21 protein-coding genes are annotated in these 24,656 nt (G+C 43.5%); 8 read left to right on the top strand and 13 right to left on the bottom strand.

From position 1 onward, the window contains the following. Window positions 1-85 precede the first annotated feature (85 nt). The gene (add, locus tag ACRN9H_RS11940; RefSeq protein WP_115335884.1) at window positions 86-1,081 is read left to right on the top strand and encodes an adenosine deaminase; all 996 of its coding nucleotides are present in this window, start codon (window positions 86-88) and stop codon (window positions 1,079-1,081) included. Between the two features lie 94 nt (window positions 1,082-1,175). Here add and hemN read toward each other — a convergent pair whose 3' ends face one another. The 5 genes from hemN to ACRN9H_RS11915 all read right to left on the bottom strand — a co-directional run bounded on the left by hemN (window position 1,176) and on the right by ACRN9H_RS11915 (window position 6,080). Beyond that, a complete protein-coding gene (hemN, locus tag ACRN9H_RS11935) occupies window positions 1,176-2,552 on the bottom strand; it encodes an oxygen-independent coproporphyrinogen III oxidase (RefSeq protein WP_432313924.1) in 1,377 nt (458 codons plus the stop codon). Between the two features lie 261 nt (window positions 2,553-2,813). Continuing rightward, window positions 2,814-3,281, bottom strand: coding sequence for a DUF2489 domain-containing protein (locus ACRN9H_RS11930; RefSeq protein WP_432313922.1), 468 nt, complete (start codon window positions 3,279-3,281; stop codon window positions 2,814-2,816). Window positions 3,282-3,352: 71 nt separating this feature from the next. Then, on the bottom strand, window positions 3,353-3,910 hold the full coding sequence (yihI, locus tag ACRN9H_RS11925) for a Der GTPase-activating protein YihI (RefSeq protein WP_432313920.1): 558 nt from the start codon (window positions 3,908-3,910) through the stop codon (window positions 3,353-3,355). Between the two features lie 90 nt (window positions 3,911-4,000). Further along, window positions 4,001-4,639 carry a class I SAM-dependent methyltransferase gene (locus ACRN9H_RS11920; protein ID WP_432313918.1) on the bottom strand — a complete coding sequence of 213 codons (639 nt, stop codon included), beginning with the start codon at window positions 4,637-4,639 and terminating at the stop codon, window positions 4,001-4,003. An 817-nt stretch (window positions 4,640-5,456) separates the two neighbouring features. Next, window positions 5,457-6,080 (bottom strand): c-type cytochrome, encoded by a 624-nt coding sequence (locus tag ACRN9H_RS11915; protein ID WP_432313917.1) that lies wholly within the window; start codon window positions 6,078-6,080, stop codon window positions 5,457-5,459. Between the two features lie 168 nt (window positions 6,081-6,248). Between ACRN9H_RS11915 and yihA the strand changes: the two genes are divergently transcribed. Continuing rightward, the gene (gene yihA, locus ACRN9H_RS11910; protein WP_006079362.1) at window positions 6,249-6,908 is read left to right on the top strand and encodes a ribosome biogenesis GTP-binding protein YihA/YsxC; all 660 of its coding nucleotides are present in this window, start codon (window positions 6,249-6,251) and stop codon (window positions 6,906-6,908) included. A gap of 1,033 nt (window positions 6,909-7,941) precedes the next feature. Here the strand turns inward: yihA and polA are convergent. After that, entirely contained in the window at window positions 7,942-10,707 is a 2,766-nt protein-coding gene (gene polA / locus ACRN9H_RS11905; RefSeq protein WP_432313915.1) for a DNA polymerase I, read from the bottom strand. A 387-nt stretch (window positions 10,708-11,094) separates the two neighbouring features. Here polA and elbB point away from each other — a divergent pair, with 387 nt between their 5' ends. After that, entirely contained in the window at window positions 11,095-11,757 is a 663-nt protein-coding gene (gene elbB / locus ACRN9H_RS11900; RefSeq protein ID WP_432313913.1) for an isoprenoid biosynthesis glyoxalase ElbB, read from the top strand. An 88-nt stretch (window positions 11,758-11,845) separates the two neighbouring features. On the opposite strand, the gene glpG is transcribed toward elbB, so the two are convergent. From glpG to ACRN9H_RS11875, 5 genes are all read right to left on the bottom strand, one after another. Then, complete coding sequence (gene glpG / locus ACRN9H_RS11895; protein WP_432313912.1) at window positions 11,846-12,691, bottom strand: rhomboid family intramembrane serine protease GlpG; 846 nt, start codon at window positions 12,689-12,691, stop codon at window positions 11,846-11,848. Then, on the bottom strand, window positions 12,688-12,993 hold the full coding sequence (glpE, locus tag ACRN9H_RS11890; RefSeq protein WP_006084745.1) for a thiosulfate sulfurtransferase GlpE: 306 nt from the start codon (window positions 12,991-12,993) through the stop codon (window positions 12,688-12,690). Before glpE ends, glpG begins: the two co-directional genes overlap by 4 nt. A 153-nt stretch (window positions 12,994-13,146) precedes the next feature. Continuing rightward, window positions 13,147-14,172 (bottom strand): L-threonine 3-dehydrogenase, encoded by a 1,026-nt coding sequence (gene tdh, locus ACRN9H_RS11885; protein WP_012090660.1) that lies wholly within the window; start codon window positions 14,170-14,172, stop codon window positions 13,147-13,149. A 23-nt stretch (window positions 14,173-14,195) separates the two neighbouring features. Further along, a complete protein-coding gene (locus ACRN9H_RS11880) occupies window positions 14,196-15,389 on the bottom strand; it encodes a glycine C-acetyltransferase (protein ID WP_432313911.1) in 1,194 nt (397 codons plus the stop codon). Window positions 15,390-15,674: 285 nt separating this feature from the next. After that, complete coding sequence (locus ACRN9H_RS11875; protein WP_432306389.1) at window positions 15,675-16,322, bottom strand: TetR/AcrR family transcriptional regulator; 648 nt, start codon at window positions 16,320-16,322, stop codon at window positions 15,675-15,677. A 147-nt stretch (window positions 16,323-16,469) separates the two neighbouring features. Here ACRN9H_RS11875 and waaA point away from each other — a divergent pair, with 147 nt between their 5' ends. Beyond that, entirely contained in the window at window positions 16,470-17,735 is a 1,266-nt protein-coding gene (gene waaA, locus ACRN9H_RS11870) for a lipid IV(A) 3-deoxy-D-manno-octulosonic acid transferase (protein WP_432313909.1), read from the top strand. A gap of 26 nt (window positions 17,736-17,761) precedes the next feature. Here the strand turns inward: waaA and ACRN9H_RS11865 are convergent, their stop codons facing one another. After that, window positions 17,762-18,517, bottom strand: a complete 756-nt coding sequence (locus ACRN9H_RS11865) for a 3-deoxy-D-manno-octulosonic acid kinase (RefSeq protein WP_432313907.1) — start codon at window positions 18,515-18,517, stop codon at window positions 17,762-17,764. Between the two features lie 98 nt (window positions 18,518-18,615). Between ACRN9H_RS11865 and ACRN9H_RS11860 the strand changes: the two genes are divergently transcribed. The 4 genes from ACRN9H_RS11860 (at window position 18,616) to ACRN9H_RS11845 (ending at window position 22,566) form a co-directional block, all read left to right on the top strand. Beyond that, window positions 18,616-19,671 (top strand): glycosyltransferase family 9 protein, encoded by a 1,056-nt coding sequence (locus ACRN9H_RS11860; protein ID WP_432313905.1) that lies wholly within the window; start codon window positions 18,616-18,618, stop codon window positions 19,669-19,671. Window positions 19,672-19,758: 87 nt separating this feature from the next. Next, entirely contained in the window at window positions 19,759-20,652 is an 894-nt protein-coding gene (locus tag ACRN9H_RS11855) for a polysaccharide pyruvyl transferase family protein (RefSeq protein WP_432313903.1), read from the top strand. A 41-nt stretch (window positions 20,653-20,693) separates the two neighbouring features. Further along, a complete protein-coding gene (locus ACRN9H_RS11850; RefSeq protein WP_432313901.1) occupies window positions 20,694-21,764 on the top strand; it encodes a CDP-glycerol glycerophosphotransferase family protein in 1,071 nt (356 codons plus the stop codon). 37 nt (window positions 21,765-21,801) lie between these two features. Beyond that, window positions 21,802-22,566 carry a glycosyltransferase family 2 protein gene (locus tag ACRN9H_RS11845; RefSeq protein ID WP_432313899.1) on the top strand — a complete coding sequence of 255 codons (765 nt, stop codon included), beginning with the start codon at window positions 21,802-21,804 and terminating at the stop codon, window positions 22,564-22,566. A gap of 166 nt (window positions 22,567-22,732) precedes the next feature. Here the strand turns inward: ACRN9H_RS11845 and ACRN9H_RS11840 are convergent, their stop codons facing one another. After that, on the bottom strand, window positions 22,733-24,574 hold the full coding sequence (locus ACRN9H_RS11840) for a DUF3413 domain-containing protein (RefSeq protein ID WP_432313897.1): 1,842 nt from the start codon (window positions 24,572-24,574) through the stop codon (window positions 22,733-22,735). Between the last annotated feature and the right edge of the window lie 82 nt (window positions 24,575-24,656).

Below are 24,656 nucleotides of genomic sequence, written 5' to 3'. Positions count from 1 at the left end.
CCCCTGAAAATGCGTGTTAAACTTAGTGTCCGCCCGCGACCAAATAACAAAAGCATTGGCTGGGTAGTTCAAAGAGGGGTTAAATATGATTGATACATCCATTCCATTGGTGGATCTGCATCGTCACCTAGACGGTAATGTGCGAGTAAACACCATTTGGGAACTAGGACACCAACACGGCATTGCGCTACCTGCCGATTCTTTAGAGACTCTCGCACCGTTTGTGCAAATTCAGGGGAAAGAAACTAGCTTAGTCGCCTTCTTAAAGAAGCTCGATTGGATGGTTGGCGTACTCGCTGACTTGGATGCGGTTAAACGCGTTGCCTATGAAAACGTTGCCGATGCGGCGTTGTCTGGCTTAGATTACGCCGAGTTACGTTTTAGTCCTTACTATATGGCGATGAACCATAAGTTACCGATTGAAGGCGTAGTTGAAGCGGTAGTCGACGGCGTTAAAGCGGGCTTAAAAGACTATAACGTGAAGATCAATTTGATTGGTATTTTGTCACGTTCATTCGGTCAAGCCGCTTGTACTCAAGAACTTGAAGGCTTACTCGCCCATAAACAACATCTCGTGGCTATGGACTTAGCTGGAGATGAAATGGGTTTCCCTGGCGAGTTATTTAACGATCACTTTAAACGTGTTCGTGATGCTGAACTGGCGATTACGGCTCACGCCGGTGAAGCCGCGGGTTCACAAAGTATGTGGCAAGCGATTCAAGAACTTGGCGCGACGCGAATTGGCCACGGGGTGAACGCGATTCACGATCCTAAGTTGATGGAATATCTCGCTAAGCACCGTATTGGCATCGAATCTTGCCCAACCAGTAACTTGCATACTTCTACTGTGGCTTCTTACGCTGAGCATCCTTTCAGAACCTTTATGGATGCAGGCGTATTGATCAACTTAAATACCGATGATCCCGGTGTGAGCGCTATCGACATTAATCATGAGTATCGTATTGCTAAAGCTGAACTTAAATTAACCGATGCCGAGTTAGCGCAGGTGCAACGCAACGGCGTTGAAATGGCGTTTTTATCCGACAGTGAGCGTAAAGCGCTGTATGCCGCTAAGGTATAAGCTCTGAGTCATTAATAAAAATAGCTATAAATAAAAAATCCGACTCTAGAGTCGGATTTTTTTATGAGCGTTTACGAGTGCAGCGATAAGCGCTTTAAATCACGCGTGAGAATTGTTGCTGACGCGCTTTTTGACGATAGTAAAGGTCGAAACACATACAGATATTGCGGATCAATAAACGGCCAGTTGGGCTAATAGTGATCTGTCTGTCGACGATTTCAACTAACTTGTCATCGATAAATGTCTGCATTAACTTAAGATCTTCCGCGAAATAGGTTTCGAAGTTAATCCCCAATTTTTCATCAATTTTCGCCATATCCAGTTCGAAGTGGCAAATCAGCTGTTTAATCACTACGCGGCGGATTTCATCGTCACGGTTCAGGCTACAACCTTTCCACAAAGCATGGCCTTCCTTATCTATGGCTTCATAGTAAGGGCGGATATCTTTTTGGTTTTGCGCATAGCAGTCGCCAATCTGGCTGATGGATGACACGCCAAGACCTAACAAATCGCATTCTTCTTGGGTGGTATAACCTTGGAAGTTGCGGTGCAGTCTGCCTTCGCGCTGTAACTTTGCTAACTCGTCATCGGGTTTAGCAAAGTGGTCCATACCGATATATTGGTAGCCTGCGCCAGTTAAGGTCTCGATAGTTTGGTGCAGCATTTCGAGTTTTTGTTTTGGCGAAGGTAAATGCTCATCTTTGATCTTACGTTGTGCAGCAAAGCGCGCAGGTAAGTGAGCATAGTTAAATACCGACAGACGGTCAGGTGATAAATCTAAAACGCGCTGCATAGTGACGGCAAAGGTTTCTGGCGTTTGGTGTGGCAAACCATAGATTAAATCTATGTTGGTTGACACAAAACCCATGGCTTTCGCTTTGGCCATCAAGTCGAAGATAAATTGCTCATCTTGTTCGCGATTAACGGCAATTTGCACTTCTTTATTGAAATCTTGTACGCCGATGGAGATCCGGTTGAAGCCCGCTTCTTTTAACGTGTCGAGCATTGACAGTTCTATCTCGCGAGGATCGACTTCAATTGAGTACTCGCCTTCTTCCGCAAAGTTAAAGTTAGCTTTAATCAATGACGTAAGTTTAAGAATCTGCTCAGGATTTAAGAACGTAGGTGTACCGCCGCCCCAATGCATTTGGGTCACACTGTAATGTTTAAACAGGGGCGCACGTTTGATAATTTCTTGGCTTAAATATTCAATGTACTGATCGGCTTTGTGTTGGTGGCGGGTGATGACTTTATTACAGCCGCAGTAATAACAAAGCTTGGCGCAGAACGGGATATGAATATACAGCGACAGTTTATCGCTTTTGCTATTTTCAATGGCCGTCAGCAGGTTTTGTTCGGTAAATGCATCATCGAACTCTAATGCTGTCGGGTAAGACGTATAACGGGGACCGCTGTAGTTATATTTTTCGATCATCGATTGATCCCAGCTAATCTGAGTGGGCTGCTTCAAGATGTGTCCTCCGAGGGGTAAATTAGCAACAGGCGAAGTATGCAAGGTTCTTTGGTAAATAACCTTGATCTATGTTGTAAAAATGATGTCTGTTTTTTTAGAAGTGACGCAATATCTATCAAACAACGACGTTTGTCAGTGGGTCTTGGGTGATTATGTGCGCAGGTTCACGGGGAAAAGTAGCATAAGGTTGGGGCGGGTTTTATCAATATGACCCCAAAACCATAGTTAAATGGTTTTGAGGTGGAACAATTAGCGGTTTTAATGCATTGTTTTGGCTTGGTAATCCGACAGCTTTTTCGCATCATGACTAATGCCTTGCTCTAATGCCGCTTCAGACTTCATTCTGATTAAGTCTAACTTCATCCTTTCCTGCTTTGGCAGAGCTTGGCGAGCGTCCATTATGGGATGGTTTTTAATAAGCTCAAAGTGTTGGAATAATGAAGGATAATCAGGGGCCACTCGCTCACTCAATGACAGGATTTCAAATAGTCGCCCAATTCTAACCACGCCTTCTGATATTTCACAACGGTCTTCAATCATAGCGGTGGCGATATAGCGGATATCATCTAAAATTTGGGCGCGTTTCGCATTTGCAGTGACTTCGCGCTTGGCTTGTTCGGCCTGTTGACGTTTTTTTTGCTGCTTAAGTTTCAGGATTAAGAGGGTGGCGTAGCTACTGAGTGCAACTATGATAATAAAACCGAGAATAATGATAGCTGTTGACACAAAGACTCCTTATATGAACGGCATAGGGATCACAGTATAAATACCACGATCCCTATGGCTTAACACTTAGGTTAGAACTTGTCTTGATAATCTTTGAGCAAGTTAGCACCGGATTCAAACTTATCGAACAACTCATCGTCAGACAAGGATTTCGCTGGTGATGGAGGTGCGTCATCATCCATATCGTCGCTAATGCCTAGTTTAACCATCAGAGCTTCAATCTTATTCAGCTGTTGATCTAACCATTTTTGGTCTACATTGTTAAGGTCGCGACCTTCTTCTAACATATCTAGTAGCTGATTGAGTCTTGGATCTTCTTCCAATTTCAGTAGTGTTTGCTCGTCAGTCAACTTAACTTGTTTTACTTTAGGCTGAGCGACTACTACCGCTGCAGGGATCGCTAATGCCACAGGTTTTTTGCTGCCATGACGAGGATCTTTTTTCTTCGCAGACTGCTGTTGCGACGCTTGCGCTAAAATTAAATCTTCATTATGACGACTACCAGATTTATTACCTGATTCCTTCTCTTTGCGTTTGCCAGTTGCCACAGCGCGATCTTGCTTTTTCACTCTTGGCTGTAACTTAGGGCTGTTCTCGCCGCCCTTGCGTGTTTTCTTGCTACGAGACATGGTCTTCTCAATTGTTTACAACGTATGGCCCCGCAGACTAAGGTTGAGCTTGTCTACAAGGTGCGAAATTAGGCCGAGTGTTATACCAGATTATGATGTTTTTTGCATCAAAACGAGATCCTTTGCGGCAAATAATAGCTCAAAATCGCTATTGTTTGCTAGGTACTCGAAGGTTTGTCGTTGGTAAAAGCTCACATGGGTGAGGTTATTCTTATAATGCCACTTGCCAAAACCATCTAATTCAGTCAGTAAGGGGGTGCTTATCGCTAACCAACCGCCGCAATGCAGTAGACGAGAGAGTAATGCCCACTCTTTTATTGGGTACTGAAAATGCTCAAAAACACGATAACAACAGATAAAATCATATTCTTGCTTTAACACATCATGATTAGGGGCAAAAAAGGGATCATATTGATTTAATTTATGGCCCGTATTTTCTATGGTTGCTAGGCTTTCATTATCGAGAGTGCGTCCAAAATTCAAGCCCAATAAGCTGCCAGCCTTTTGCTGTTCTAACTGTGCTAATAGTAGCAAAATAAATTGCGATAACTGTTTTTGCTTTGATGCAATGCGTGAACGGCCATATCTTTGCTTCTCAGCCGCTGGGGGTAAATGGCTGTTAGGATCAGCAAAGGTTAACTCACATGTCTTGCAAACATAAAAACTCCGCTTTTTATCTTGATAAAGGAGTTGTGTCTGACTGTTATGACAAAGAGGGCATCTGTGCATTGAATCTGCTGAAGTGGTGATTAAGGCTTTGATTGTACCAATTATATTAGTTGAGTGCACATTTTAGGCAAGGTAGATGTATTTCATCTAATAAAAAAAGGCGGCAGTTAAACTGCCGCCTTACAAAGGGTGCTTTGCACCTTATCCTGATTCCAAGTATCCATACTTGCTATGCGACTTTCCCGGTCGGTATCCTTCTTTTTTTTACTGCTTTCCCTGCATCTTATTGTTAATGGTCTTCCAGACACTTTATTTTTTTCTGTTGCCATCCTGACCACAGTTTCCGTAGATAGTCTCGCGACACATCTTTTATAGCTTCGTCATCATTGACGTTTAGTTAACCATCCATGTTACTTAAGTATCTTCCAGTGATAACAAGCATCCAGCCAGTGCATCCTAAGCTTATCGCTTCCTTTGCTACAGTTTACATCATGTAAACTGTGTCCTGATGGGGCAAGTTACCCTGAGTGTAAGGTGTTTTGCTAGAGGCAAATTGGCGTTATCGGCCATTCCTTACAAAATTGTGCTGGCCTGGATTCTAAATAGAAATCACGACTCTATTGTTATTATTTTAGAGTGGCCTTAAGTATATTATTGTTATTAAGTGTCTTTATTCTTATATCTTAAATGTTAATATACCGAAAACTGTGAGTTATTTTTAATCTTATTGTACAAACAGATGGGTTTATCTCGGTACGGGGCTTATTAAATAGAAATCTGTGATCTATGTCAAGCACCAATATTTGCAGTTTACGTCCACGTCAACTTGATGGTGTAAAAAAAGGGTGACAGTGCACCCTTTTTTAGCTCATCTAAATTACTTCAAGGTTGAAAGGTATTTAGATAGAGCATCAATATCACTATCGTTTAATTTTTTAGCGACATCTTGCATCATACCGTTCAGGTCGTTGTGACGACCGACTTCGCGGAATTTAGTTAGTTGGATCTTGATATAACTGGCATGTTGGCCTGCCAATGTTGGGAAGCCAGCAAGTTCGGCGCCTTTACCATCAGGACCATGACATGCCATACAAGCAGTAATGCCACGGGAAACATCGCCACCTTTGTAAAGTTTAGCGCCGAGCTCAGGAACATCTTTCGCTTCAGCTACTTGGATCGCTTGGCTAGAAAAATATGCGCTAATGTCGAGAATATCCTGATCGCTTAGGGGCATTGCCATGCCACTCATGATAGGATCCATACGACCATCTTTACCGCCCGTTTGTGCGGCACTACGGAAATCATGTAGTTGCTTTTGGAGGTAAGTGGCGTGTTGGCCCGCAAGTTTAGGGTACATATCGATCATACTGTTACCGTCCATACCATGGCAGGCTGAACAGACAATGATTTTCGTTTTTCCCGCTTCAGCATTACCTTCAGCAATCGCAGGTGAAGATATGGCGGCAATTACAACAGACAGCGCAAGAGCTAGCTTTTTCATGGCGTTCCAACTTCTGGTTAAGATTATTATCCTGAGCTTACTAGGGTGACCCGCAAGCGTGGTAAAATATGATTAATGTGATCGGAGTAATATTTTACACGAAAACGTGGGAAAGTAAGTAATTCTTCATAAATTATGGTATTGCGTAGAAAAATTCCGGAGTAAATAGTGACTGAATCTCGTATAGATTTTCGTAGGGCAAAGTTTTTAATCAGTGCACCTGACATTGCACATTTGGATCAATATCTGCCCGGCGATGTTGGTGTTGAGATTGCATTTGCTGGCCGTTCTAATGCTGGAAAGTCTAGTGCACTCAATGCATTAACTGAGCAAAAAAGTTTAGCTAGAACGAGTAAGACGCCTGGGCGAACTCAATTAATCAACGTATTTGAGTTAGATGCTCAGCGCCGTTTAGTTGACTTACCGGGTTATGGTTTTGCACAAGTCCCACTTGCGTTAAAAAATAAATGGCAGCAAGCATTGGGTGAATATTTGCAAAAGCGTGCTTGTTTAAGCGGTGTAGTGGTTCTAATGGATATACGTCATCCACTGAAAGATCTGGATATGCAGATGATCGAGTGGGCGGTGGCGAGTGAAATCCCAGTGTTGGCTTTGCTAACGAAATCAGACAAATTAGCTCAAAGCGCTAAGATGAAAACCGTAAATGAAGTGCGTCTGGCGTTGAGTGAGTTTGGTGACTGGGTACAAGTTGAACCTTTTTCATCACTCAAGGGGACTGGAAAGCCTAAAGTGTTAGCGATTCTAAATGAATGGTGTCATCCGCAATGGTTGACTGATGAGTTAGATGCGGCGAACAACGCCGAATAATATTGCCTTTTTTGGCATACATGGTCGAGTTTGACTGTGTATGCCGCCCTTCTATTTTTCCTGCAATTTTTTCTTATATTTCCTTCTTGTTAAACTTTTATCCCTACTAACTTTTCGTCAATTTCAGGCAAAAAAATAGCCGACGACATTGTCATCGGCCAAAAATATTAGCTCTTTTGGGGAGAAGCTAAATTCAACAAGACTCAAGCACCACCAAATTAGCTTCAATGGTTCTCAATGAAACTAGCATACAGCTAATTTACTTTTTATTAAAGTAAATACTCTAAAATTTACCTAAAGTCTGAAAAAAGAGCAAAAAAAAGCCTCAGCAAACAAGTTGCTGAGGCGCCAGAATTTGGCTCATCACTATAAGTGAAATAAAGGTCTGAAAGATAGAACATCTTAACCTCTGTACCCTACGCAGAGAATATTACTCCATTTATCTTTAAATGGAAAACAGTTTTTTCAAAAAAGAGGTAATTATGTGCACTGGATCTCAGGTTATGAGTGAAAAATCATCTTAAATTGATCTTAAAATTTCATTTAAAATGCTTAATCGGCTGATTTAGCGGGATAATCCGAAATTTATATACAAAAGAGATCAATATTTGAGATTTAATGTTTTTACTCTAAATCTGGCTTAATGTTTTAGTGTACGCGTGAGAGAACAACCGTTATGACACTTTTGAGCATATATGGTTGGCTTTAACGCAGTTTCGATTCGTGTAATCACACCCTTGAGTCTCCATCTACTACGGCAGTGTATCGATGAACTCTACTGCTAAATGTATCAGGTAAAGATTGTTTGGCTGTGAGCTATGCATGTTGCTGTCGATGCAGTTTTGCCTAACTTAATGATCTGATTTGTATTGTGGAAGGATAATTTGCGCACAGTGATAAAAGGGACTCAGTGCTGATGTGCTTAGAGATGATTAAGACTGGAGAGAGCTAACCTGAGCTCAAAATATTGAATTCAGGTTAGCTTTATTTACTTTAAATCTTATTGATAGTGCTGGTTTTGATGTCACTAAGGTTAGTGGGCTTCATCCCAGTTATTACCAATGCCTGCTTCGGCAAGCAGTTCAACATCGAGATCGGCGGCTTGTGCCATCAAGGTGCAGATGGTCTTTTTAAGCGCTTCTGCTTTATCCGCATCGACTTCAAACACCAATTCATCGTGAACCTGCATGATCATAGTGATTTCGCCTTGGGTTTCTGTCTTGATCCACTGGGCGATATTGATCATGGCCTTTTTGATGATGTCGGCAGCCGTGCCTTGCATGGGCGCGTTAATCGCAGCACGTTCAGCGCCTTGGCGGCGCATCGCATTACGATCACGGATTTCAGGTAAATAGAGACGACGACCAAATAGAGTCGATACGTAACCTAGGTCGGCTGCACCCGCGCGCGTTTCTTCCATATAACGTAATACGCCAGGATAACGGGCAAAGTAGGTGTCGATATAGGTTTGTGCTTCATGGCGCGGGATATCGAGCTGGCGCGCTAAACCAAAGGCTGACATGCCGTAAATTAAGCCGAAGTTAACCGCTTTGGCGCGGCGACGCTGTTCTGTGGTTACTTCATCAAAGTCAGTGCCAAACACTTCGGCAGCCGTAGCTCTGTGAATGTCTTTGCCCTCGGCGAAGGCTTTGAGTAAGCCGGCATCTTGGGATAAATGCGCCATGATCCGTAGTTCGATTTGCGAGTAGTCGGCAGCCAAAATTTTACGACCATCAGGTGCGATAAAGGCTTGGCGAATACGGCGACCTTCTTCGGTGCGGATAGGAATATTCTGCAGGTTAGGCTCGCTCGATGATAAGCGTCCTGTTGCCGCATTGGCCTGATGATAGCTAGTGTGCACACGACCCGTTTTAGCGTTGACCATTAGTGGCAGTTTATCTGTGTAAGTGCTCTTTAATTTAGATAGGCTGCGATGTTCGAGGATCACCTTTGGCAGAGGGAAATCTAACGCCAATTCGACCAACACTTCTTCTGCGGTTGATGGTGCGCCCTTGGGAGTCTTTTTGGTGATCGGATAACCTAGCTTTTCAAAAAACAATACTTGCAGTTGCTTAGGCGAGCCAAGGTTAAATTTCTCACCGGCAATGTCGTAGGCTTTCTCTTCTAAGGTATCGATTTTACGCGCTAGCTCGTCGCTTTGTTGGCCGAGTAACATGCTATCGATTAATACCCCTTGGCGTTCAATATCCGACAATACTTGGATCAGCGGCAATTCGACTTCGGTAAACATAGCGGCCAGTTCCGCTTCTTTTTCGAGTCTTGGCCACAAATGTTGGTGTAAACGCAGGGTGATGTCGGCATCTTCGGCCGCATAAGGCGCAGCCGTTTCCAGTGGAATTTGGTTGAAGGTCAGCTGTTTTGCACCTTTACCGGCGATTTCTTCAAAGCTGATATTCTTATGGCCTAAGTACTTGAGCGCTAAGCCATCCATATCATGGCGCGAAGCTACTGAGTTGAAGACATAGGATTCGAGCATAGTATCGAAAGCGACGCCCTGCAGTTTGATACCCGCATTGGCTAAGATACTGATGTCGTACTTAAGATTTTGACCGACTTTCTTAAGTTTTGGATCCTCAAGCAGTGGACGCAGTTTTTCAAGCGCGACGGTTTTATTGATTTGAGTCGGCGCGCCAACATAATCATGGGTCAAAGGCAGATAAGCCGCTTTTCCTGCCTCAACGGCGAAGGAGATCCCGACTAATTCCGCCACCATGTAATCTAAGCTGGTGGTCTCTGTATCTACCGCCATCAAGTCGGCTTCTTTAAGCTTAGCAATCCAAGCGTCTAATTCGGCTTCCGTGAGAATGCAGTCGTACCGTGTTGCAATAGCTTCGACTGGAGTCGAGTCTTCTTGTGTCTCGAATGCCGCATCAATTGGGGTATTTGCAGTGATTTTGTTATCTAAGACTTCGGCTAACCAACGCTTAAACTCCATCTCGCCGTAGCATTTGATCAGTTCATCTTTGTCCGCAGGCTTGATGGTGAGTTCGTGCCAGTCTTGCTCAAGTTCGACATCGGTTTTAATGGTGGCGAGTTCGTAAGAAAGCTTGAGCATATCGGCATTTTCAATGATCTTCGCCGCCATGGTTTTAGAACCCCTAAAGCCGAGCTCGGCGACTTTTTCGGGTTCCGCTAATAAATTACTCACGCTGCCGGCTCCTGTGAGCATAGCGAGCGCTGTTTTCTCACCAACGCCGGGTAAGCCGGGAATGTTATCGGCCTTGTCGCCCATCAGCGCGAGCAAATCTATGATACGGTCTGGACCAACACCAAATTTAATCGCGACTTCTTCTGGGCCCATTATGGTGTCTGTCATGGTGTTGATGAGCGTGACGTTCTCATCGACTAACTGCGCCATGTCTTTATCGCCAGTGCTGATAAGCACTGCACGGTTTTCTAAACTGGCTTGGCGAGCAATAGTGCCGATCACGTCATCGGCTTCGACGCCGGAAATCGAAATCAGTGGTAAACCCAGTGCACGAATAATGCGGTGTAAAGGTTCGATTTGCGAACGTAGATCATCAGGCATAGGTGGGCGCTGTGCTTTGTATTCGCTGTACATGTCATTTCGGAAAGTTTTGCCCTTGGCATCGAACACGACAGCGATATGGCTTGGTTGATAGCGAGTCAGTAAGCTGCGTAACATATTCACTACGCCATAAACGGCACCGGTTGCTTCGCCCTTTGAGTTTGTCAGGTGAGGAGGCGCATAATAAGCGCGATACAAATAAGAAGATCCATCCACAAGCACAAGTGGGTTTTTAGCGACGGTTGGCATAGGTATTTTTCGTTTATCGATGACTTAGATGGCGCTAAGCATGCCACAGAAGCACTATTTCAGCCATGGCAAAATGACTCCCAGCCTGTGGATAAGTCTGTGAGTGAAAAAGTCAACTGAGAATAATGGCGATGATTACGGCTTAATGCGATATTTTTAAGTTGTTGTTTTTTATGTTTATAAAAGAATTTTGTGAGTTGAATACTGTTTCTTGAAAAATATTCCTAATTTGTGGATTTTTTATTGACTCCGTAAAATACATCTAAGAATTGGCTTAATTTTCGGCACCCGTCAGATTCGACGAATTAAGTTAGCACGATTTCTAATCAGATCAACTAGTATGTTTGTATTTTGTTAAAACTTAATCACATAAGAAGGATATTTTTAATGAAAAAAGTCGCAGTGTTACTCAGTGGATGCGGTGTTTTTGATGGCACAGAGGTCCATGAATCAGTTTTAACACTTTTATGTTTGTCTCGGGCGGGAGCTCACTACCAATGTTTTGCACCTGATATCAAACAGCTGCATGTGGTTGATCATTTAACGGGTGAGGTTGATGCTGCTACAAGTCGTAATGTGTTGGTGGAGTCGGCGCGTATTGCCCGTGGCGAAGTTAAATCGACTATTGAATTAGATATCGCCGAATTTGATGCCTTGATTATTCCTGGTGGTTTCGGCGCGGCAAAAAATTTGTGTAACTTTGCAACGAACGGCAGTGAGTGCGAAGTGAATCCACTGGTGGCTGATTTTATTGGTGAGTTTATTGCGACGAAAAAGCCCGTTGGTTTTATCTGTATTGCTCCTATGATGATCCCGCGTTTATATCCCCACGGTGTAAAAGGCACTATCGGTAATGATAGCGATACTGTCGCAGCGTTTAATTTGATGGGCGGTGAGCATCAAGTTGCAACAGTACATGAGATAGTCGTGGATGAAGCTAATCGGATTGTCAGCACTCCCGCTTATATGTTGGCTGGTAATATTGCTGAAGCGCATTCAGGCATCGAGAAGTTAGTCGTTAAGCTACTAGACATGACTGATCAGAGTTAGTTTGAGCGGTTTGTAGAGGAGTGAAGCGAGTCAGTGAACCAAGATAAATTTCAGGATTTATCTTGGTTCACTATATTAGATTGAGTTATTAGATTGAGCTCGAGGATTTGCGGCTATCAAATAAACCTTGGGCTAACCCTATGAGTAAGCCACCAATGTGGGCACCGTTCGCAACGGCAACCCCTAGAATATCCGTGAATCCCAATGCCAGCCAAATCATCATAAAGGCCATATATGATGGTGGAAAGTCTATTCCAGCTGCGGGTTTACGTATTCCCATGACCCAAGTGTAACCCACTACGGCATACACAACGCCGGATAGCCCGCCAAAGTTGGGTCCACCGACATAATATTGAATGACGTTTGGCAGTGTTCCTGCGACAAACAGCAGGATTAGCAATGGTGCAGTACCAATACGGGTTTCGATTTTGCCACCTAAATACCACCACCAGAGCAAGTTAAAGATGATGTGCATGGCTGAAAAATGCAGCAGGCTCGGAGTGAAAACGCGCCAGAACTGGCTGAACTCTGAATTTGGTACCGCGCCAAAATAGGACAGTGCTGCGTAGGTTTGGTTGGCGAACCCTAAGTTCATCGCCGCAAAAATGAGTACGCAAGCCGCAAATACGATCAGCGTGACTGGGCCTGCGCCAGTAATAAATTGGGTAAACAACTGCAGCGAAGGGGCACCATAATCGAGTTTGGTTTGGGTATCGCCGTGTTCCCATGAGGCTTGCAGATATTTATTGTCGTAAGGGTGAGCAATAAAGTGGGCAAACTCTTTGCGTGCTTGCTCCACATTTTTGTCATGAATGACGAGAATGGCGACACCCTGAACCAGCGGCTCAATTTGGCAGTCAATGTCTTCCCCTTTGAGGTAATCGACAAATGCCTGCGCGGCTCTGCTGTTGGGGAGTCGGCCAATTTCTATCATGCATTTGCCTCATGCCAAGCACTGTAGCCGCCATCTAAACTGTAAACGTCATCAAAACCTTGTTCGCATAAATACTGCGCCGCATTTTGGCTGCTCATGCCGTGGTAACAAACCACCACCAGTGGGCTATCCATATCGGCTTGGCTAATAAATTGCGCTAGGTTTTCGTTATTCAGGTTAGTTGCACCTGCAATATGGCCGTTGGTGAAGCTATTGCCATCGCGGATATCGACGATTTGCACTGGCTGTGCTTCGGTCATTTGCAGCAATTGATTAACGCTTAAGTGTTTAAAGGAAGACATAATAAAACCTGACAAAGCTAAGAGATGGAAATCAAGATGGGATAAGTGTGCAACAAGGGGCTGCGAGTGTACAGCCCCATCTATACCCAAGCTATCTGAAGATACGAATCCTGCATCTTCAGGTCGTTTGGGTATAAGTAATGCTCTGCAGGATTAATCCCAGCTGAGGATCACTTTACCCGATTGGCCCGAGCCCATAGCGTCGAAACCTTGTTGGAAATCATCAATCTTGAAGTGGTGAGTGATGATAGGTGAAATATCTAAGCCTGATTGGATAAGACTGGCCATCTTGTACCAAGTTTCGAACATTTCACGGCCGTAGATGCCTTTAATGACTAAACCTTTGAAGATCACCTTGCTCCAGTCTATGGCCATTTCACCACTTGGAATACCTAGCATAGCGACTTTACCGCCATGATTCATGGTATCTAACATGGCGTGGAAGGCTGATGGTACGCCAGACATTTCTAATCCAACGTCGAAACCTTCGGTCATGCCCAATTCTTTCATCACGTCTTTTAGGTTTTCTTTTGATACGTTCACCGCGCGCGTGGCGCCCATTTTACGGGCCAGCTCTAAGCGGTATTCGTTGACGTCGGTGATCACCACATGGCGCGCACCTACGTGACGACATACTGCAGCCGCCATGATGCCGATGGGACCTGCGCCGGTGATCAACACGTCTTCACCGACTAAATCGAAGGATAATGCTGTGTGCACAGCGTTACCAAACGGGTCAAAGATTGAGGCTAAATCATCGCTGATATCATCAGGGATTTTAAAGGCGTTAAAGGCGGGGATAACTAAGTATTCTGCAAATGAACCTTCACGATTGACACCCACGCCAGAGGTGTTACGGCATAAATGGGTGCGGCCTGCGCGGCAGTTACGGCAGTGGCCACAGGTAATATGACCTTCGCCAGACACGCGGTCGCCTATCTTAAAACCACGAACTTCTTGACCTATATCAACCACTTCGCCTACATATTCATGACCAACAACCATAGGGACTGGGATGGTTTTTTGTGACCATTCGTCCCAGTTGTAGATGTGCATGTCGGTGCCACAAATCGCGGTTTTTTTAATTTTGATCAGCAGATCGTTGTGGCCCATCACTGGCTTAGGCGCATCGACTAACCAAATACCTTTTTCGGCTTTTAACTTGCTTAGTGCTTTCATTGTCTCAAGTCCTAAATAGGGGGTTAAATTATGCCCATTTCTTTGGCAATACGGGTAAAGGCGGCGATCGCTTTGTCGAGTTGCTCACGGGTATGTGCCGCTGACATTTGCGTACGGATACGGGCTTGTCCCTTAGGAACTACTGGGAACGAGAAGCCAATAACATAAATATGTTCTGTTAATAAGCGGTTAGCAAAGTCGCCTGCCAGTTTTGCATCGCCAATCATCACAGGGATAATCGCGTGGTCGGCGCCGCCCAAAGTAAAGCCTGCTGCTGACATTTGTTCGCGGAAATAACGGCTGTTTTCCCATACGGTTTCGCGCAGGGCTTGGCCTGATTTGAGCATTTCTAACACATGGATAGACGCAGTTACGATTGACGGCGCTAATGAGTTAGAGAATAGATAAGGGCGTGAACGCTGGCGTAACCAATCGATGACTTCTTTTTTACCCGAAGTGAAACCGCCCGATGCGCCGCCTAAGGCTTTGCCTAAGGTGCCAGTGATGATGTCGACTCTGTCCATCACATTGCAATATTCGTGGGTGCCACGACCGTTCGCGCCGATAAAGCCCACAGCGTGAGAGTCATCTACCATCACCAGTGCGCCGTATTTATCGGCTAAATCACATACGCCTTTAAGATTAGCAATCACGCCGTCCATCGAGAATACGCCGTCAGTGGCGATCAAGATGTTACGGGCGCCAGCGGCTTTAGCGGCAATTAACTGGACTTCTAAATCGGCCATGTCGTTGTTGGCATAGCGAAAACGCTTCGCTTTACATAAACGTACGCCGTCGATGATAGAAGCATGGTTTAACGCATCGGAAATAATGGCATCTTCTGCATCTAATAAGGTTTCGAATAGACCGGCGTTCGCATCAAAACATGAAGAGTAAAGAATGGTGTCTTCGGTGCCGAGAAATTCGCTTAGGCTAGCTTCTAGCTTTTTATGTATGTCTTGGGTGCCGCAAATAAAGCGCACCGACGCCATGCCAAAGCCGTGGCTTTCTAAGCCTTGTTGGGCTGCTTTGATTAGCTCAGGGTGATTGGCTAGGCCTAAATAATTATTCGCGCAAAAGTTAACAACTTCTTGCTGATTAACTTGAATAGCTGTTTGTTGTGGTGAGGCAATAACACGCTCGCTTTTATATAAACCTTCAGCTTTTATATCTGCAAGTTGTTGATTAATCTGTGTGTAGAAAGAGGTAGAGGCCACCTGATATCTCCTTAGTTAACTTTATTCTGATTTTGGGAGTGACGGCATTCTAACTCTAAAGCTAATTGGTCTACAGCCTTTTTTTAATGCAGGTTCGTAAGATAAATGTGTTCAGGAATAAAGTGATTGTTACATTATAAAAACTAATGATTAACATGAGTTTCTATAACAAGAGTGCAGATAGTTTTGTGTATTTATAACGAAAAACAGCTCGCACTCAACGCTATGATGGCTTTGGTTTTTGTGTTGAATGCGAGTGCTTTAATATAGATTTTTTGGGTAACTCTAGTGCGGTTCTGGGGTGGCTAAGTCTTGATAATGCTGCTCTAGGCGAGTAAACGTCGCGACGGAAGTCGGCGTGGCATAGGCTTTAAAAATCATTAGTACTCTTAAAACACCTTCATAAAGCGTCGCTTTAGTAATGGTTGACGTGCTGGATTGCGTGAGTTGATAACCAATCCAAAAGCTGACAATCATCTTGATGGTATCGGCAAGTGGCGTAATTTTATCGGTATCTAAGTTTAAAAAGCCATCTTGTTTCAGTTTATGTAACACATGACTCGAACGCGTTAATACCTGCTGCTGGGCATGCAAATAGCGCTTTTTTAGCACTTCGTCGCGGGCAAGAATATCCGCAAGATTGGCGTACATAAAACGGAATTGCCATAGGGTATAGAACATCGCATCGAAATAGCCGATTAATAATTCCACATCTACTTGTTTATCTTCATAGGGTTGGAAACCCGATTCGAGATGATTCTCATATAGACTGAAAATACAGCGGATAATGTCTTCTTTATTGCGAAAATGGTAATAAAGATTCCCGGGACTCATATTTAAGTGAGCAGCAATGTGATTGGTGGTGATGTTTCTTTCGCCATGCTCGTTGAACAGTTCAAGACTGGCATAGATTATTTTGTCGCGGGTTTTCATAAGTTATCCAAATTGCTAGTGAACGCCACATAATTGATCAAAGAAAGCTAACCAACGACCGCCGAACTGCTGGTAAATTATCCCTAATTTGGTGCATATGCTAACATTGCCGCTATTCATCAGGCAAAACTCATAAGCACGTTTTTAATGAATCGTTTTCTCTATTCCACGATCTTATATTTATTATCCCCTTTGCTAATCGTCTATTTAGCATTTCGTGCTATTAAAAGCCCTGATTACCGCGGTCGCTGGGGGGAACGTTTTGGATTAACCCGACTTAAATCGACGGATGTACTGATCCATTCTGTGTCTATGGGGGAAACGCTTGCGGCAATTCCCTTGATCCGTTTGATTATGCAATCACACCCTGAGCTAAGCATTACGGTTACCACAACCAGTCCAACGGGGTCTGCCGAAGTGCGCAAAGCCTTTGGTGACTCAGTGCAACATTGTTATTTACCCTTTGACTTACCTTGGTGTGTGGGGCGTTTCTTGCGCCAAGTCTCGCCTACGTGGTGCATTATCATGGAGACTGAGCTATGGCCTAACTTAGTCGCTACTGCAGCAAAACAAGGTGTGCGCTTGATGTTGGCCAATGCACGTCTATCGGCCAAGTCGGCGGCGCAATATGCTAAGCGTCCTAAACTCAGTCGACCTATGTTGCAACGACTCGATGTTATTGCGGTGCAGACTCAAGTAGAAGCGCAGCGTTTTATCGAGTTAGGTGTATCGCAGGACAGAGTAACAGTATGCGGTAGCTTGAAGTTTGATCTCAGTATTACGCCCGAGCGTTTAGCCAATGCCAAGCAGCTACGTCAAGCTTGGGGGCGTGAAACCTCGCCGATTTGGGTCGCTGGCAGTGTGCATCCTGGAGAATTTGACGCCATGCTCACCACCCACAGGCAATTATTGGCTCAGTGGCCCGATGCCTTGCTGATTATTGCACCGCGTCATCCTGAGCAGTTTTCTGCTGTTGCTGAGGTTGTTGCCAGCCAAGGTTTTGAATCTGTTCGCCGCAGCGGTAATCTTCCTGTGGCGGCCACGACTCAAGTGCTGGTAGGCGATACCATGGGTGAACTTCTGACCTTTTATGGCGCCGCGGATCAAGCTTTTGTAGGTGGTACGCTGATCACTAACGGTGGTCATAATCCCTTGGAGCCTGTTGCTATGGGCGTGCCTGTTATGGTGGGGCCGAACCATTGGGACTTTGCCCAAATTACGCAGATGTTGGCGGATGCTGGTGGGTTAAGGGTTGTCACTTCGGCGGATGAACTGGCGGCTAATTTGATTGAGTATTTTGCTCAACCTGAGTTACGCCTTCAGGCGGCAAACGCGGGATTGGCAGTGGTTGAGGCAAATCGTGGTGCCTTACAACGACAATTTCTTCTCGCGCAATCTTTAATAACCGCTTAATTCAACTGGATAATTCGTTTAGTGGATCAGGCGCTTTGCATCGCCGCTTGGTAGCCCATCATCAGTGATGACCAGTTATCGGCGGTGAAGGCAAGACTTGGCAGTTTGCCTTGTTCTTTATTGAAAGAGCGTAACAGTCTGTCTAGATTCGATTGCTGCCATTGCGGGCTCGGTGTTTTTAACTCACCGCGGTCGAAATCGATAAGATAAAACCGCTCTGGCGTTATGGGTGCCGTTTGCGCGGGCTGGAACAGAATATTTTTGGCATTGAGATCGGCGTGGTACACGCCACGCTGGTGGAATTGGGCGATGCAAGCCCCTAATGCCTGCCATTGCTCTGTGCTCATGACCCCTTTGCCGAGTTTAGCAACTAAATCTTCGGCGCCTTCGACCCGTTCGATAATGATATCGGCGCGGTAAAATAATCCAGTACGCACTATGTTAGCTGCAATCGGTTTAGGCACGGCAAAATCTTCGCGATACAAAATATCTAATAGACGTAGCTCAGCCATCGCACGGGTGTTTTCAAGGCCGGTATAAACGTAAGCATCTTTACTGAATTTGGCCATTAAACCGCCGCGCCAATAATGACGTAACACCCAATTATTGTGCTCTAATGCCACAAACCAAGTGGTATAACGGCCTTTAGATGAGCCGACAACCGCATTTTTCGCGCGCCAAAAATCCACCGAGAACCAAGTCGGAACGATATCGCTAGGCGTATCTTGGCAAAGTGCCATGTGACCTTTGACGGTTTTTATGATCTGTATGTGAGTATTCATCGGAGATTTATTGACTTAAGCGTGGCACCTCGGGCCATTCTACATTAAGATCCTTAGCTTGCGCCAAATAACCTTAAGAGCGATTAGCTTTAATCCCAATGAGTTTAAATCCTAATACTATGAATTCACTTTGTTTGCTCCGACTTTCAGCTATCGGTGATGTATGCCACGCCGTGGCGATGGTGCAGGCAATACAGCGACAATATCCCGAGCTCAAAATCACTTGGGTTATCGGTAAACTTGAATATCAATTATTGAAGCATTTACCCCATATCGAGTTTGTTATTTTCGATAAGTCTCAAGGCTGGCGTAGCTATTTTAATTTACGTAAAGCGTTAAGAGGACGGTGTTTTGATGTATTGCTGCACATGCAAGTTGCGCTGCGTGCAACGTTAGCATCATTAGCTATTTCAGCTAAAATACGCATAGGTTTCGATCGCGCTCGTGCTAAAGAAGGCCAGTGGTTAGTGACAAATCATAGGGTTGAACCTTTAGCTAAACCCCATGTGCTTGAAGGTTTTATGGGATTTGCTAAAGCGATTGGTGTTAAGGATCTTACTCTCCAATGGCATATTCCAGTCCCGATAGCAGATACTGAGTTTGCCCAAACGCAGATTAAAGATAATGAAAAAGTCTTGATCATATGTGCTGCGGCTAGCAAGGCGGAACGAAACTGGTTGCCAGAGCGTTATGCTGCTGTCGCGAGTCATGCAATTTCCAAAGGATTTAGGGTAATACTTTGTGGTGGGCCAACGGTGCTTGAAAAGAATTTGGCCGAGCAAATTTTGCAAGCTTGCCACTCTAAAATTGATAACTTAGTGGGTAAAACGAGTTTAACTCAATTATTAGCGTTGCTAAAACGTGCAAGCCTAGTGCTTGCACCTGATACTGGGCCTGCGCATATGGCTGTTACCCAAGGTACGCCAGTGATTGGTTTATATGCCCATTCAAACCCTAGTCGAACGGGTCCTTATTTATCGCAGCAATATGTGGTGAGCGCTTATGATGAAGCCATCAATGCGCAACATACCGCAGCCGTAAAGTGGGGCACTCGCGCAAAAGGCGATCAGCTGATGGCTTTGATTAGTGTTGAAGCCGTCATTGAGAAGTTTGAGTTGGTAGTCGCGGATTTAAACTACTCAAATAACAAATAAAATTAATTAGATCATATGTTTATTAACTATTCTATTTTTTAATAAATAATACATTTTAACTCTCGATAAACCATAAAGGAGCTCGAGATGAGCAGTACATCTATAATGAAACGTGTGAAATTATATTATTTTAACAGCTTTAAAAATTTTGGTGATTTATTGAGTGCTAGTCTTTTTGAAAAGATAGCTGGCCTTGATGTAACAGGCTGTGATGCTAAAGGATGTGATGTTGTTGGAGTAGGGAGCCTATTACAAAGGTTTTTAGCTTGGGCGCCTATAAGTTTGTTACGTCGTCCGTTTAATTCATCTGCCGTTGTTTGGGGATCTGGATTTATGAACCCACCAAAAACGAATAAATCTTTATTTAGGCACTTAGATGTATTTGCGGTAAGGGGTCATAGAACATTAAGTGTTTTACAGCAACTAGATCACGTTAACATTTCAAATAAAGTAGCGATCGGCGACCCTGGTTTATTAGCGTCTTGTATTTTTGATACTAGCCACGTTCCTAAAAAATATGCACTTGGTATTGTGGCCCATTATAAGGATAAGGACCATCCATTACTTAAAAATGTCGTCGTTGAAAATGCAACCGTAATCGATATCTCTCAAGATCCATTAGCCTTTATGCTACAACTTGCAGAGTGCGAAAATGTAATCGCAAGTGCAATGCATGCGCTTATAGCAGCGGATTCGTTAGGAATACCTAACGTCAGAATGACGACAAAAGAGACCGGAGTTGGTGATTATAAGTTTGATGACTATTACTCAGCATTTAATTTAAGTGAGCACGAGATAATAAATTTAAATCATCGTAGTTTTTTGAATGATGATCTTAAAAAAATTAAAGAAAACTATAAAGTGAGCCCTGAAAAACTTAAAGAAATTCAACGTGCTTTAATTGAAAGCTTCCCAATTAAAAATGCAGAGTATTTTAAATTTAAGACTAAGTTCGAGAGTAGTCATAATTTACAAAGCTAATAAAAATATTGATGCCTTATTGCACATTAAGATGAATTAATATGAACAAAAAACATTATCTCTTTTATATATCACAAAACTATTCTTATGCGATATTACGCCCACTTCAAGCTGTGATCCGCGCTCAGGGTGGTGAGGTTTGTTGGTTTTTAGAGGGTAATGAGGTTAACTCTACATTCTTAAAAGTAGATGAGCAGCGTTTGTTCAGTATTGATGCGATAAATGCGTGGAAACCCGATGCGGTGTTTGTTCCTGGTAATGTGGTGCCAAACTTTATTCCAGGTATTAAAGTAGCAGTATTTCATGGCTTTAATGCGGGTAAAATTAATCGTAAAGGTCGTGAAGATCATTTCGAAATCCGTGACTGTTTTGATTTGTACTGTACTCAAGGTCCTAATACCACTCAAAGATTCGAAGTGTTAGCGGCAAAGCATAAGTATTTTACGGTGAAAGAAACGGGTTGGCCTATGCTCGATCCGTTGTTTACGCCAGCAGTTAATAACCCTTATATCGTTCCATCCGATACGCGTAAAACTTTACTGATGTGTTCGACTTTTTCACAAAAGTTAAGCTGTGCACCCCACTTATTTACCCTTATCAGTCGTCTTGCCGCGAAAGGGAATTGGCGTATTCTTGTTCAATTCCACCCTAAAATGCCAAGTGAAATAGTTAATCAATACAAAGGTATTGTTAGTGATCATTTAACCTTTGTTGAGACTGATAATGTGATCCCCTTGCTTCAAGCGGCAGATGTTATGCTGTGTGATACTTCTTCAATTTTAAATATATTTCTCTTATTAAAGAAACCCGTTGTGACTTTTAGAAATCGAACCAATGCAGCTCATTTACTAAATGTAGATACTGAAGATCAAGTGGAATCAACCATAGCGCATGCATTAACTTACCCACCAAAGCTGATGGTAAGTATTGAAGCATTTTGCCAACAAATGCATCCATATAATGATGGTAAATCCAGTGAAAGAGTCTTAGCTGCAACTAATGCGCTCATTGATAACCCTGATAGGGAAAGAGTGCGTAAGCCATATAATTTGGTACGTATGCTTAAGTTACGCCGAAAATTAGGCTATTGGAAATTAAAGTGCTGGCGGTAGTAGCCGAGCAAGTTGCTAATATTATTGGAGTAAAAAAGTGAAAAAACACTCGTTGTCTGTCATGTTAATTACCAAAAATGAAGAGGATCGTGTGGAGCGCTGCCTGATATCGGTTGCGGATATTGCCGATGAAATTATCGTGCTCGACAGCGGTTCGACAGACAATACTCTGGCGATATGCCAGAAATATACCGATAAAGTCACTGTTACTGATTGGCCTGGTTTTGGTAAACAAAAGCAGAGAGCTCTAGAGCAAACGAGTTGTGATTGGGTGCTGTCCATTGATGCAGACGAAGCGCTTGATGAGACGATGCGAAATGCTCTCATTGCTCTGTTGTCGCAGGAAGACATTAAAGAGTCTGCTTTTTGTTTACCATGGGGAGTGACCTTGTATGGCAAAACCCTAAAGCATGGGCGCAGTGCTCGGGCGGTTTTACGTTTATTTAAACGTGATGGCGCACGCTATACCCTTGATGAAGTCCATGAGACTGTAATCCCTGCGGCCGGCAATATCGGTAAGCTAAAAGGACTGTTATTGCATTATACCCATCGTGATTATGGTCATGGGCTGAATAAAGCGGCGCAATATGCTTGGCTTGGCTCGCAGAAATACTTTCGTAAAGGTAAAAAATCCCACGGACTAACCCTAGCTTTACTAAGGGGAATGTGGACATTTTTTCATATTTACTTTTTACGGCGTGGCTTTCTCGACGGCAGTGTGGGTTTTATTGTTGCTATGACCTATGCGCAGGTGAGCTTTAATAAATACGTAGGCTTATGGTTACTTGAAAATAATCGTTAATATTTATTAAGTCTATGCTCGCTCCCAAAGCGTAATCGGCATCTTCAAGTGTGCTTGCTATTAATAAATTCACGCTAGTTTCAATCATGTTAGCCCGCTGTTGACCTATCATTTTTCGATGATAGGTCAACAGCGTTTTTTTTAGCTAACTCATGGCTCTGTATTTCTATCGATTGAAACGACTTAATTGTTCCAGCGCTTGTTGTAAATAGTCAAAATTCGGTTGTTGATCTTTTAGTGGTCGATTTGTTTTATCCAACAGTTCATATTGGCCTCCGGCACCCACCTCTAAAATTGATTCGTTAGCGATTATGGCAAAGCCGTTATAATCCGAGGAAATGGTCCAAGGGCGTTCTGGTATTTCAGATAAAAGATTTTCGCCTACAGAGTAATGGTTAATCGGACTTTTTACGCCCAGATAGTTTTCCATTAACGTGGGGACTAAATCTTGGTGGCTTGTAAGCTTATTGCTATTTTTTGATACCATTTCAACGTTCATGTTAGGTGCCATTATCGCAAACGGCACTTTTACTTGAGCGTCAGTATAATTACTGTTGTGACCCCAATAATTTAATTTATTGTCATTTATTTCTTGGCCATGATCCCCGGTGATAATTACTAGCGTGTTATCAAGTTCACCAGATGACTTCAGCGTTTGTAATACCTGTTTAGCTAAACTATCAACATAATGAACACTGGTTTTGTAGCGATTTAGGAACGGTTGTGGGTCTGAGTCATTATCTAACTGTAAGTAGTTAATTTCACTCAGCATAGGTTCATAGCGATGAGGGTAATCACTGGGGAAATCATAACCGTGGGGTGAATCAAAAAACAAAAATGAAAAGACAGGCCTTTGAGTATCGCGTTGCGTAAACCATGTTGTCCAATCTGCAACAAGATTGGCATCCCGTGATGATGGGCTTTCACCAGAGGAACTCATACGTAAGTTATCAATCTTTACAAATACAGTTTGATCAAACTCTGGCTTGTGTAATTGTGCCGAAGTAAAAATACCCATCTGGTAATTGAGTTGCTGCAATCTATCTATTATTAGCGGGCTTTGTTGGTTTGCGAGCATGGCATGCCAATAAGTACCCGGCATGCCATAAAAAAGACCAAAAATGCCTGCCCTTGTTGAGTTTCCAGAGGCGATATGCTGGTCAAATACGACCCCAGATTGTGCTATTTCCCATAGGTTGGGCGTATTATCCGCATTAAAGGTATCTGCACGCCAAGAATCAATCACCAGCAATAATATGTTAGTGGGTTTTGATATCGGTGCAACATTCAGCGGTTCGATTGGGTAGCGCAGATCGCTTTTACTCTTTAAGGTAAGGGCTTTTTGTTGGGCTATAGCTGATTCGTTAATATACCCATATTTACGCATTAAGCTGTTTGCCGTTGCTGGATAGAACAGTGGCAAATAGCGTTTTAACTGAGTGACCGGTTGGTATGCATTCGCTGCGGCCCAAATATGTACAATATGGGTTGATAGCAGCGTCATAATCGCTAAGGCTAAAAAATAGCGGCTCAATGATTTTTGTTGTAGAGGAGTCGCGTCTAACCGACGAATAATTAGCCATTCACCAATCCATAGGGAGCCCACTCCAATAACGACCATTAACCAAGTTAGCAATGGAAAACTAACGATTTGGCCAGAAAGAATTAAATCGAGTACCACTGCATTAATATGAAAGCGATATTGAGCAAAGACAAAAGTGTCAATGATTAATATGCTAATACCTAAAGCGGCTGTTCCTGATTGAAGGAATCGTCTTAATGTCGTTGGTAAGAAAATGAGTGGCAGTGTTACTAATCCCACAATCCCCGCGAGTAGGCTCATTTGTGAAAAAGTACTGGCAAACATGAAAAAAATCCCGAGACTATCGCTTGGTAGTTCAGGTAGAAAAGTAAAATAGCGGCTAGCAATCATCATCGCGATGAGTGAATTAAAAAGTATCAACCACCCATGAGCGTGAAGTTTTACTTTAAGAGAACTGTCTATCATTTGAATACCTTTATACAAAAATTATAGCAAACACTTAATGGTTCATGATGCTAAGCGTTAACCTTAAAACGGGATCGGTTTA

Source organism: Shewanella sp. MF08487, assembly GCF_050848685.1.
GTDB classification, from domain to species: domain Bacteria; phylum Pseudomonadota; class Gammaproteobacteria; order Enterobacterales; family Shewanellaceae; genus Shewanella; species Shewanella glacialipiscicola.
The sequence above is the reverse complement of the archived record's forward strand: the minus strand, read 5'-3'. Positions and strand labels throughout refer to the sequence as shown.